The following is an 11,168-nucleotide window of genomic DNA, read 5'->3' as shown; positions in this document are numbered from 1 at the left end:
ATCGTGGTTCGCTATTTGGGGTTCACTCCATCTCACTGCCGGGCGCCCTCCGGGCAGCAAATGGCAGGACATGGGGGCGGCTGCCGATGAGACAGGCCGACGCTAACTGCCCACTCAGGACAGGCTATCGTGTCTGCGGATTCGACTATTGGACGCTGACGACTCGCCTCAGCGACGTTGAACAGAGTCTTTGCCCCTACCCCCGATCACTACGATGTGGCCGTGCGCGTGGGCGGTCGCGTTCGCGGGTGCGTGGGCCGCGGCCACGGTCGCGATCTCTGTCGCGGTTGCTCGGTCGAGGTCCGCGATCGTCGGGTCTGCGTTCGGGCGGTGGCGCACCTTCTTCACGCGGACGAGCGATCTCGACTCGCACGGCCCGACCGCGCAACTTCGTCCGTCCGAGCGCCTCGATGACGCGCTGGACGAGGTCGGTGGGGATCTCAACAAACGAGTAGATATCTCGAATCTCGATCACGCCGATGCTCTTGCCCGAGATACGCGCTTCATTGGCGATCGCTCCGACGATGTCGCTGGGTCGCACGCCGTCCTCGCGGCCGACATTGAGGAAGAGCCGCGCCATGCCGCGCTCTGCGCCAACTGCGCTGACCGGAATCTCGGATTCCTCCGGCTCAGGCTGGAGCAGCATCGAGATGGCCGCCGCCGCGATCTTGGATGGATCGTAGTGAATCGCCAACTCGTCAACCAGCGCCATCGGGCGATCCATCTCATCAGACTCGATCATCTCGCTGAGCGTCGCCGCCAGCCGCTCGCGCTGCTTGGCCGCCACGTCCGAGGCGGTCGGCACGCGGCGCAGCTCCAGGCGCTGCCCGACTGCACGCTCGATCCAGCGCAGCAGGCGGCGCTCGCGCGGCGTCACCAGCGAGATCGCCTCACCGGCGCGTCCAGCGCGACCCGTCCGCCCGATTCGGTGGACGTACGACTCCGGGTCGCCCGGCAGGCTGTAGTTGATGACGTGTGAGACGTGCTCGATGTCGAGGCCGCGCGCAGCGACGTCGGTCGCGACCAGCAATGTCGCCGTGCCGTTGCGGAAGCGGTTCATGACCCGGTCGCGCATCATCTGCGACAGGTCGCCGTGGATCGCTTCGGCGCTGTAGCCGCGGCTCTGCAGCGCCTGCGTCACGTCGTCGACCTCAACCTTGGTCCGGCAGAAGACCATCGCCGACGTCGGATTGTTGATGTCGAGGATGCGGGTCAGCGCCTCCAGCTTCGCGCGCTGGACGACCTCGTAATACGACTGGTGGATCTGCGGGACCGTGACCTGCTCTGGCTCAACCGCAATGCGGATGGGGTTACGCAAATAGCGGCTGGCCAGATGGCTGATGCGCGACGGCAGCGTCGCCGAGAACAGCGCCGTCTGGCGTTCGTCTGGCAGCGCGCCGAGGATTGTCTCGATATCCTCCATGAAGCCCATATCGAGCATCTCGTCCGCCTCGTCGAGGACGACGAAGCGCACCTGATCCAGCTTCAGCGTCTCGCGGCGCATGTGGTCCATCAGGCGGCCCGGTGTGCCGACGACGACATCAACAGGCTTGGAGAGCGCGCGCAGCTGCCGATCAATCGGCTGACCGCCGTAGACCGCGACAACCGACGTGCCGCGATGCTTGCCGAAGCGGTGGATCGCCTCGGCGACCTGCACGGCCAGCTCGCGGGTCGGTGCGACGACCAGCGCTTCCGGGCCGCGCGACTCACCGCTGAGGCGCTCGATCATCGGCAGGCCAAATGCAGCGGTCTTACCGGTGCCGGTCTGCGCCTGCGCGATGACGTCGTTGCCCTGCATCAATGGCGGGATTGCTTCACGCTGGACAGGGGTGGGCTCCTCGAAGCCGATTTCATCGAGCGCCCTCAGGATATCTTCGCCGAGCCCGAGCTCTTGAAACGGTCCTTGCATCCTTACCCCTATCACTGCCTGCTGCCGCATCAGCATCAACCTATAGAGCATACGTCAGCATGTCACCACCCGCGCTGGTTTCGGGTACGATGCTGGCGAGCAGCGGCCAACAATCCGAGCCGCAAGGTCAATAACGGAAAAGGGAGTGCGATGGCTTCGTTCAAACCCGCGGCGCTCGTCAGCGCCATGATGGAGCAGTCCGAGAGGCCGGTGGTGGGTCCAGCACCGGAGGGCTTGATCGGACTCTCATCGGGCGACCCGGATTTCCGGACGCCAGTTCACATTCGCCAGGCGATGATCGACGCTGTCAATGAAGGCTACTCGAACTACCCGCCGGGCAACGGCGACCCTGAGCTCCTGCAGGCGTTCGCCGATCTCCTGAAGCGTCGCTACGATGCCGACTGGAACCCGAACGACATCACCGTGACCAACGCCGGCACCGGCGCGCTCTTCGCGGCTATCGCCGGGTACCTCAATCCGGGTGACGCCGTGCTCATTCCAGAGCCGACCTTCTCGCAGTATGCCGACATCTCCCGGCTGGTCGGTGCCGAGGTCGTCTGGGTCAAGCAGACTCCCGACTTCCACCTGGATCCGGACGCCATCCGGTCGGCCGCCGAGGCGCACCCGAACGCGAAGATGCTCGTCATCAACAACCCGAACAACCCGTCCGGCGTTGTCTATGGCCGTGAAGAGCTGGAGGCAGCGGCGGCGATCGCCCGCGAGCACAACCTGCTGATTCTGGCCGACGAGGTCTACGATCACCTGATTCTCGACGACATCCCGTTCACCTCAATGATGAGCATCCCTGATGCGCAGGATCGCCTGCTGTACTGCAACTCGTTCTCGAAGACGTTCGCGATGACTGGCTGGCGGCTCGGCTGGGTCGCAGCCAGCCCCGGCCTGATCACGGCAGTCTCGCGTGTCGCCCGCAGCAGCGGCGGTGGCGTCAACTGGGCGCTGCAACGCGCCGGTATCGCCGGCATCAACGGCCCGATGGACGCCACTGAGGAGATGCGCGCCGAATACGCCGCGCGCCGTGACCTCATCGAAGAGCTACTGGAGGGCGCGGAAGGCCTGACCTGGACGCGGCCACAGGGCGCGTTCTACGCCTACTTCAAGTACGACGCGCCGGTGACAGCGCGCCGGATGGCCGCGCTGACCCGCGAGGCCGGCGTCGCGCTGCGCTCCGGCACCGAGTACGGGCCGAGTGGTGAGGGCTACATCCGGCTCGCGTTCGCCGCCAGCCGCGCCTCAATCACCGAGGGCATGCTGCGCCTGCGCTCGACAGTCGCCGCCGCCCGCGACGGCAAGATCTCCTGAGACACGCGCAACACGACGCCCCTGCTTTCCGCTCGGAAAGCAGGGGCGTTTCTCGTTTGGTGAGCAGAGCTACGCGCGGAATCCGCCGGCCACGAGCAGCAGCAGGCCGATGCCGAGGGCGACGCGGTAGATGACGAAGATGTCGGTCGAATGGCGCTGCAGGTAGCGGATCAGCACCGCGATGGCGAAGTAGCCCACCACGGCTGCCGTCAATACTCCGGCGATGAACACACCGCGCTCGCCGGCCGGGATGCCATCTCCCGCCAGGCTGATCATCTCCTTCAGCCCGGCACCGAGGATGATCGGCACACCGAGCAGGAACGAGAACCGCGCCGCCGTCGCCCGCTCCAGCCCGGCGAAGAGACCGGCCGTGATTGTGCTGCCGGATCGCGAGACGCCCGGCACGATCGCCAGCATCTGGGCGAACCCGACCAGCAGCGCAGTCCGGAACGTCACCTGTTGCAGGCCGCGACCAGCACGCTGCCGCCCGACGCGATCGGCGATTCCGAGCAGGAGACCCATGCCCATCAGCAGCAACGCCAGCACGACCATCGCCGTCCCGCTGATCGGGTCGGAGTGGAAGTAGTCATCAATCGTCGACTCAAACAGAAACCCGGCGATCGCCGCAGGGACCGTCGCCACCGCGATGAACAGGCCGATCCGACCCATCTGATCGTCCGGCAAGCGACCGCGCCGCAGGTCAGGCAGGCCGGCCAGCACGCCCCGAATCATCGCCAGCAGGTCGTCGCGGAAGTAGACGAGCACGGCCATCAGCGTGCCAAGGTGGGTGGCGACATCGAACGCCAGCCCGAACGGCTCCCAGCCAAGCAACCAGGGCACGATAATGAGGTGCGCCGACGATGAGATCGGCAGGAACTCGGTCAACCCCTGGACGATCCCAAGGATGATCGCCTTGAGAATGTCAGCATCCACTTAGCCAACCGCCTCTTCCGCCGCCCGCGCCTCGCGCCACGAGTAGCTCTCACGCCACCAGAAGATCAGCCCCAGCAGCGTCACCGGGAAATAGAGCACCGCGTGGACGACGATCGCGTAGGAGAGCGCCAGCGGTCGGGCGATGCCCAGCGCGCCATTCAGCACCAGCAGCACGCCCGTTTCGAACGGCCCGACGTAACCCGGCGAGCTGGGGATCAGCGTCGCCAGGTTCGCGACCGCCGTCACCAGCAAAATCGCGGCCGGTGACAGGTCGAGGCTGAACGCCTCCGCGATCAGCAGGTACATCGAGGCTTCCAACAGCCAGGCCAGGATCGACGTCAGGCTGACGCCGATGAGGTCCTGTCGTCGGTTCAGAATACCCAGACCATCAATGAACGAGCGCACCAGCGCCTCGGCACGCAGGCCGATTCGCTCCGGCAGCAGCCGGATGCCGAGACCAACGACCGACTCACGCAGGGAATCGGATCGAGCCACTACCGTCAAACCGATCAGCAGCACCGGGAACAGCACCAGCGCGATCAGCGCGATCGTCCGCAGATCGCCGGTCAGGGCAATCGAGAGCGAGGCAACGGCGATGAACAGCAGCATCGTGAAGCCATCGAAGATACGCTCGATCGCGATGGTACCCAGCGACGACGACTTGCGGATGCCGAAACGCGCCGAGAGCGCATACGAGCGCACGACTTCGCCGGCGCGGAACGGCAAGATGTTGTTCGCCATATAGCCGATAACGACGATGGGAAAGAGGCGGCGCGGCGAGGTATCGCGCACAGATCGGAGCAGGTAATGCCAGCGCACCGAGCGCACCGCGACGCCGAGAAAATAGAGGACAAATGAGGGCACAACCCAGCGGTAATCGGCCTCGCGCAGGGCTTGCCAGATGTGGCCGAAGTCCTGATTGCGCAGCGCGAAGTAGATGAAGAACAGGCTAACGAAAATTCCGACCCAGAATCGCCAAGAGCGCATGCGTATCGTGTTGCTCCGCTACGAAGGCAATGCGCCTCAAGCCATGACGCCGCGCCATGACGCCGGCAACGCCTCGGCACCCAGCCTTGCGTCGTATCCCGAGGGGACACAATCGCGAAGGATACCACCGCCGATGACAACTCCCGCGCCCTCACATCGTCACGTGCGACGAGGCCGCTACCTGGTAGGCCGCAGCACGTCGAACAAGGAGATTCGCGCAAACATTCCGTACGGACAGGACCAGGCCTGTCCTCGCCGTGAGGCGACACCCCCGCCCGGATCAATTGCGCGCCGAACGCGCGCCACACGCATTGGGATTCCGATCCGGAATGGTTGCGCACACCCGGCCAGCAGCACGACCATCCAACATAGGCAAGCGGGCGTCGTGGCTGCCAGTCGGAATGGGCGTATCGCAGTCACTCGACGCGGGAGGGTCACCTCACGGCGAGGGCAGGACCCGGCCTGTTCGTACGGAGGTAAATCTTCCTATCGCACCCCGCCTACCTCCGCGCCTTCCTCTACTTCTTCTGCCGCTTTTTCATAATGCGCGCGATGACCATGCTCGCGGCCAACGTCGAGACGCCGGTGACGATGCGGGTCAATGCGCCCGGCTTGCTCGGCTTGCTCGGCGCTGCCGGTGCTGGCTCGGGCGGCGGGCCGACGAGGATCGGCTGCGCCATGCCTTCGACGATGTGCGTGCCCTTCCGCGCGTCCATCTGGCGCGCGGCCTGTCGCGCGGCCAGCTCGTCGAGCGGGTTCTCGATCTTCTGCAGGTTGTGTGCCAGGTCGCGCACCGTCTCCGGATCGTTCGCCCGCGAGACGACTGCGTTGACCTCCGCGCCGGTGATGAAGATGATCGAGCTGACGTACAGGAAGAACATCAGGACGACGACGCTGCCGACCGTCCCGTAGGCGCTGCCCGGATTGGCGAACGTCGTGTAGTAGCGAAAGCCAAATAACAGGGCGATCCAGGCCACCGTCGCGAACACCGCGCCCGGTGAGACCCAGCGAAACGACTGCTTCACGTTCGGCGCGAAGTAGAACAGGAGCGCCTGCACCAACATGATGAAGATGATCGGCGCGACAATCTGGACGACTGACCAGGAGTAATCGAACACGCTCCCGAGGCCCAACCGATCGGCAACCGCGTCCCCGATCGGCTTGCCGAAGACCAGCATCGCGAAGGCGAGGATCACCAGCACGCCGACGACGAGCGTCAGCCCGATGGCGGTCAGCTTCAGCTTGATGAAGCTGCGGTCCTCGATCACGTCATACGCGCGGTTGAACGCCTTCATGACCGTTGAGACGCCGTTCGAGCCGGACCACAGCGCGATGCCAGCAGTGAGCAGAACGCCGAACAGCGCCGCGCCACCGCTCACCTGGTTCAGTGCGCCATCGACCAGATCCAGCAGCAGCTGGCGTGTCTGATCTGGTGCATTCTCGTTGATCAGGTCGACCAGACGATCAGCAATTGGCACGTCGGCGACACGGTTGAGCAATGCCGCGAGCGCAAGAACCAGCGCGATCAGCGGCGGAATCGCAAAGATCGCGTGATAGGCAACGCCGGCAGCGATCTCCGGCACATCATCTTTCTTGAACTCATCAAGCGTGCGCTTCGCCAGCACGGTTACAGGAATCGTGCCGTCCGACTGCTCAGCATTTCCGCGCGCCATCCCCTACCCTCCCGGAATGTGTTGTCGTCATCGCTTGTTGTGGACGCAAGTGTCATACCATGTGGCTGTCGGGGAATCACGCACTCAACCGATCAAGACGGATCAGGGAGGCAACCATGGGACGTGGCTTTGCAATCGCCGCCGCCGTTGCGCACGATGTCACACGCATCGTCGCCCGCGAGGCGGAGATTCACGGATATACATCATTCTGGGTCAATGACACACCCGGCGCAGACGGGTTGGCAGCCCTCGCTGCCGCCGCCGAGGTGACCGAGCACATCCGGCTCGGTGTCGGTGTCGTCGCGCTGGATCGCCGCTCGCCAGAATCCATCGCCGAGGATGTCGCCCGGCTCAACCTCCCGCAGGACCGCCTCTGGCTCGGTGTCGGATCGGGTGCCGACCGCAAAGGACTGTCGCTGGTGCGCAACGGCGTTGAGGTGCTGCATCAGTCGGTCACCGCTCCGATCATCGTTGGTGCGCTCGGACCGAAGATGTCCGCCCTTGCCGGTGAGGCGTCCGAGGGCGTGCTGTTCAACTGGCTGACGCCCAGCTTCGCCGAGACCGCCGGAACCTGGGTGACCGACGCCGCCGCCGAGCACGGCAAGCCGCGTCCCGCCCTGATCGCCTTCGTCCGCTGCGCGCTGCTGCCGCAGGCCGAGGCGCGGCTGGAGCAGGAGTCCGGGCGCTACGGCAGCTATCCGAAGTACGCCGCGCACTTCCAGCGCATGGGCGTTGATGCGCGCGGCACAACGGTCAACAGCGACCGAGCCGATGTCCTGCAGGCCGGCATCGCGGCCCACGAAGCTGTGCTGGACGAGGTCGTCGTTCGCGCCATCACCGCCGATGACAGCGCCGAAAGCATTCTCGAGTTGCTGCGCGCTTGCGCACCACCAGCAGGGGGGGAGTAATGGGTCGCGGATTCGGCATTATCTCCACGACGCCACTCGATGTCGTCGCGCAGGTCGCCGCCGAGGCGGAGCAGCGCGGCTACTCGTCGCTCTGGACAAACGACATCCCCGGCGGAGACGGACTGGACGTGCTCGCGGCCGCTGCCGGCGCAACGACAACGCTCCGGCTCTATACCGGCGTCCTCGGCGTCAGTCGACGATCTGCTGATGACATCCTGCGCGCGATAGAGCGTCTCGCGCTACCGCTCGATCGCCTCACGATCGGTCTCGGCACCGGTGGCGCAGAACGTCCACTCCGCGCCATTCGCGAGACGATCGAGGCGCTGCGACCGCGTATCGACGTGCCGATCATCATCGCCGCAACCGGACCGAAGATGCGCGCGCTGGCCGGCGAGATCGCCGACGGTGCGCTGTTCAACTGGCCCGTTCCCGAGACAGCGACAGCCGCTCGCGAGCAGGTCCGCGGCGCAGCGGACCGCGCCGGGAGACCGCAGCCATTTACCAGCGGCTACATCCGTTGCGCCCTGATGCCGCAGGCGGAAGCGGCGGTGAACGCCGAGATCGGCCACTTCGCCGCCGGTGGCGTCTACGCCACGCAACTCGCGGCGGTCGGCAAGACTGCGCACGACGCCGTCATTCAGGGCACCGATGCTGCGGGACTTCAGCCGGGGATCGCCGCATTCGAGCCGATCCTCGACGAGGTGGTCGTCCGGGCAGTCACGGCAGACGAATCAGCGGCCAGCTTGCTGGAGCTGCTGCGGGCCGGGGCGCCACCAACCTGACCCGGCGACTGAAGAGAAAGGACCGCGCCATGCAAGCCAAGGAGATCCTCGACCGCGCGCGAGACACCATGTCCGTTCAGCGGGTCTTCGGCGAGCCGATCCGCGATGGCGACCTGACAGTCGTGCCGGTCGCCCGTGTGGCCGGTGGCGCAGGAGCAGGCTCCGGCCAGAACGACGACGGCGGGGGCGGGTTCGGCATGAACGCGCAGGCCATCGGCGTCTTCGAAATCCGCGACGGCACGGCGACCTATAAGCCGGCCATCGACGTCAATCGGGTTATTATGGGCGGGCAAATCATCGCAGTGGTGCTCATCCTCGTTGTCGGGTCGATCATTCGCGCCAAAGCGCGCTCCGGTGACTGAGGACTGGGCGACGCGAAACGGAGCGAGCCGTGCCACGCCGCATCGCCATTCTCGGTCTGACGCACGACCACGTCTGGACACACCTGACTGAGCTGATCCAGCGAGACGATGTGGAGGTGACGGTCGCCGAACCGCGCAACCACCTCCGCGATCAAGCTGCCGCACTCGATCGCGCGATCCGGCTCTACGAGGACGCGTCGACCCTGCTAGAGCGCGAGCATCCCGATGCCGCGCTCATCTTCACAGACAACGCCGCCGCAGCCGATCTGGTTGAACTGGCCGCAGGCGCAGGTGCTGCCGTGATGGCCGAGAAGCCGATGGCCAACAACCTCGCCAACGCCGACCGCATGGTCGTCGCCTGCCAACGCGCCAGCGTCCCACTCATGGTCAACTGGCCGACCGCCTGGAACCCCGCCATCCGCGCCGCGCTAACGATGGCGCGCACCGGAGCGATCGGCGAGATCACGCGCTTCACGTTTCGCGGAGGCCACGCCGGCCCGCGCGCCTTCGGCGTCTCGGACGACTTCGCCGAGTGGCTCTACGATCCCGCGCGCAACGGTGCCGGTGCCTACATGGACTACAGCGGCTACGGCACATCGATGGCGCGCTGGCTCCTTGGCGTGCCTGAGCGGGTGCAGGCCACGATCGGCCGCCTGCGCACCGATGACATCGAGGTCGACGACAACGCCGTGCTGACGCTGCGCTACCCGCGTGCGCTGGCAGTGATCGAAGCGACCTGGACAGCAGCCGGCCCGGTGCCGCAGCCTGGCCCGATCATCTCCGGCGCGCAGGCCAGCCTCGTCGTCCTGCCCCGCACCAGCACCGAGCCACCGCGACTGCTGCGCTACGCAGCCGACACACCCGAAGGCGAACCCATCATCGTCCCGCCCCTCCCGACCGGCGAAGACACCGCGATGGGCTACCTGCTCGCCCGCCTGGACGACGGCAAACCCATCGACGGCCTCGTCAGCGCAACCGTCGGCCGCGACACCCAGGAGATCCTCGAAGCCGGCCTCGTCGCCGACCACCGGGGAACGACGGTCTCACTGCCACTGCATCGAGAGTGATTGGTGGTGTGTCGGCTGCGTCAGCACTCAGGTACGCTGCGCAGTCGGCTTTTCCGGGCGGCTTGCCTGATAGAAACATTGCGGTCGACTATTGAAATCGCAACCGAGCGATCTTCCACCCGTTCGACCCAGTCCAACGCCGGGGCAGATTTTTCTCGCGTACGCGCATTCGATCCACTCACACCACCGCGCTCCCCACGACCGCAACCAGCAACCCAACTGCGAGGCACACCCAGACCTTGCGGGTCAGCCAGGCAGCGGCGGCACCGGACGCGAGGGCGACGAACCCGATGGCGTCCGGCCGGCCGGTCCCGCCGATGAGCGCGACCGTCACTGCCGCGAGCACGGCGATTGGCGTGAAGCGCAAGCCGCGCTCGACCGTTGGCGGCAGCCCGACTCCGGAGAGCACGAAACCGCTCAGGCGCACGGCGAAGAGCGCCACAGCCATGACGACGATCGCAGTCGCCGTCATTGAAGCCTCGCGCATCGGTTGAGGCGGCTGTCCCACCAACTGCCTGCTGCGCTGCCCGCCACCGCCGCGGCCAGCAGGGCGACGCCGACAGGCACGACGCCGCTGAGCAGCAGCATCGTCGCCCCGGCGGCCAGCAACGTCACCAGCGCTGGCGACGTGCGGATGATCGGAGCCAGCACGGCCAGGAATGTCAACGGGGCGACGAGCGCGATCCGCGCTGATGGCAGATCCGACACGACACTACCGGCAAGCGAACCTGCGAGCGTGCCGACGTTCCAGCCGACGTACATGCTCAACCCGGCCCCCAGCAACACCTGCCAACGGATCACGCCGCCGCGCGCTGCAATGGCGAACGAGCTATCGGTCAGGGAGAACGCAACCAGTACTTTGCGCCAGTGCGACAGGCGATTCGATCGCCCGGCCACCACGCCGAGCAGCACCAGATGGATATTGATCGCGGCGACGACCAGTGCGTACGCCCCGAGCGACGGCGAATCGGCAGCGACGGCCAGCGCAGCCAGCTGCGCTCCGGCCGAGAAGATCGTCAGGCTCATCGCCTGAATCTCGACGAACGACAGCCCGGCATTGTGCGCGGCCACGGCGAACGCGATGCCAGTCGGTATCGCCCCGGACCAGAGCGGGACCATCGCGACAAACCCATCGCGCAGCAGTCGCCGGTCGGACTGTTCGTCGGCGACTCGCAGATCGCCAGTGGATGCAATATCCATCTGCCCAGGCTCCTGTTCGGTTCTTGA

General features: G+C 66.0%; 11 protein-coding genes. 5 read left to right on the top strand and 6 right to left on the bottom strand.

The features are described from left to right. Positions 1–196 precede the first annotated feature (196 nt). Entirely contained in the window at positions 197–1,909 is a 1,713-nt protein-coding gene (locus M9890_05365) for a DEAD/DEAH box helicase (protein MCO5176390.1), read from the bottom strand. Positions 1,910–2,059: 150 nt separating this feature from the next. Here M9890_05365 and M9890_05360 point away from each other — a divergent pair, with 150 nt between their 5' ends. Further along, a complete protein-coding gene (locus tag M9890_05360; protein ID MCO5176389.1) occupies positions 2,060–3,229 on the top strand; it encodes an aminotransferase class I/II-fold pyridoxal phosphate-dependent enzyme in 1,170 nt (389 codons plus the stop codon). Positions 3,230–3,298: 69 nt separating this feature from the next. Here M9890_05360 and uppP read toward each other — a convergent pair whose 3' ends face one another. The 3 genes from uppP to M9890_05345 form a co-directional block, all read right to left on the bottom strand. Next, positions 3,299–4,162 (bottom strand): undecaprenyl-diphosphatase UppP, encoded by an 864-nt coding sequence (uppP, locus tag M9890_05355; GenBank protein MCO5176388.1) that lies wholly within the window; start codon positions 4,160–4,162, stop codon positions 3,299–3,301. Then, positions 4,163–5,149, bottom strand: coding sequence for a flippase-like domain-containing protein (locus M9890_05350; GenBank protein ID MCO5176387.1), 987 nt, complete (start codon positions 5,147–5,149; stop codon positions 4,163–4,165). It lies immediately after the preceding gene. Between the two features lie 518 nt (positions 5,150–5,667). Further along, complete coding sequence (locus M9890_05345) at positions 5,668–6,822, bottom strand: YihY/virulence factor BrkB family protein (protein MCO5176386.1); 1,155 nt, start codon at positions 6,820–6,822, stop codon at positions 5,668–5,670. A 116-nt stretch (positions 6,823–6,938) separates the two neighbouring features. On the opposite strand from M9890_05345, the gene M9890_05340 reads away from it, so the two are divergent. Genes M9890_05340 through M9890_05325 form a run of 4 tightly spaced genes read left to right on the top strand, consistent with a single transcriptional unit; the run spans position 6,939 to position 9,941 of the window. After that, positions 6,939–7,730: an LLM class flavin-dependent oxidoreductase gene (locus M9890_05340; GenBank protein ID MCO5176385.1), complete on the top strand. Its 792-nt coding sequence runs from the start codon at positions 6,939–6,941 to the stop codon at positions 7,728–7,730. Beyond that, positions 7,730–8,512: an LLM class flavin-dependent oxidoreductase gene (locus tag M9890_05335; protein ID MCO5176384.1), complete on the top strand. Its 783-nt coding sequence runs from the start codon at positions 7,730–7,732 to the stop codon at positions 8,510–8,512. The genes M9890_05340 and M9890_05335 overlap by 1 nt, the downstream gene beginning before the upstream one ends. A gap of 29 nt (positions 8,513–8,541) precedes the next feature. Beyond that, a complete protein-coding gene (locus tag M9890_05330) occupies positions 8,542–8,874 on the top strand; it encodes a hypothetical protein (GenBank protein MCO5176383.1) in 333 nt (110 codons plus the stop codon). A gap of 29 nt (positions 8,875–8,903) precedes the next feature. After that, positions 8,904–9,941: a Gfo/Idh/MocA family oxidoreductase gene (locus tag M9890_05325; protein ID MCO5176382.1), complete on the top strand. Its 1,038-nt coding sequence runs from the start codon at positions 8,904–8,906 to the stop codon at positions 9,939–9,941. A gap of 178 nt (positions 9,942–10,119) precedes the next feature. On the opposite strand, the gene M9890_05320 is transcribed toward M9890_05325, so the two are convergent. Both M9890_05320 and M9890_05315 read right to left on the bottom strand, forming a co-directional pair. Further along, positions 10,120–10,413, bottom strand: a complete 294-nt coding sequence (locus M9890_05320) for an AzlD domain-containing protein (GenBank protein ID MCO5176381.1) — start codon at positions 10,411–10,413, stop codon at positions 10,120–10,122. Then, entirely contained in the window at positions 10,410–11,141 is a 732-nt protein-coding gene (locus M9890_05315; GenBank protein MCO5176380.1) for an AzlC family ABC transporter permease, read from the bottom strand. The genes M9890_05320 and M9890_05315 overlap by 4 nt, the downstream gene beginning before the upstream one ends. Positions 11,142–11,168 lie beyond the last annotated feature (27 nt).

The organism is Thermomicrobiales bacterium, from assembly GCA_023954495.1.
In the GTDB taxonomy this organism is placed as follows: Bacteria; Chloroflexota; Chloroflexia; order Thermomicrobiales; family CFX8; genus JAMLIA01.
This window is presented reverse-complemented; position numbering and strand designations above follow the sequence as displayed.

Bases quoted from the DNA above. Each gene is read 5' to 3' on its own strand.
- M9890_05340 (MCO5176385.1), top strand. From the start codon at position 6,939: ATGGGACGTGGCTTTGCAATCGCCGCCGCCGTTGCGCACGATGTCACA.
- M9890_05335 (MCO5176384.1), top strand. From the start codon at position 7,730: ATGGGTCGCGGATTCGGCATTATCTCCACGACGCCACTCGATGTCGTC.
- M9890_05350 (MCO5176387.1), bottom strand. From the start codon at position 5,149: ATGCGCTCTTGGCGATTCTGGGTCGGAATTTTCGTTAGCCTGTTCTTC.
- M9890_05330 (MCO5176383.1), top strand. From the start codon at position 8,542: ATGCAAGCCAAGGAGATCCTCGACCGCGCGCGAGACACCATGTCCGTT.
- M9890_05360 (MCO5176389.1), top strand. From the start codon at position 2,060: ATGGCTTCGTTCAAACCCGCGGCGCTCGTCAGCGCCATGATGGAGCAG.
- M9890_05365 (MCO5176390.1), bottom strand. From the start codon at position 1,909: ATGCAAGGACCGTTTCAAGAGCTCGGGCTCGGCGAAGATATCCTGAGG.
- M9890_05315 (MCO5176380.1), bottom strand. From the start codon at position 11,141: ATGGATATTGCATCCACTGGCGATCTGCGAGTCGCCGACGAACAGTCC.
- M9890_05345 (MCO5176386.1), bottom strand. From the start codon at position 6,822: ATGGCGCGCGGAAATGCTGAGCAGTCGGACGGCACGATTCCTGTAACC.
- M9890_05320 (MCO5176381.1), bottom strand. From the start codon at position 10,413: ATGACGGCGACTGCGATCGTCGTCATGGCTGTGGCGCTCTTCGCCGTG.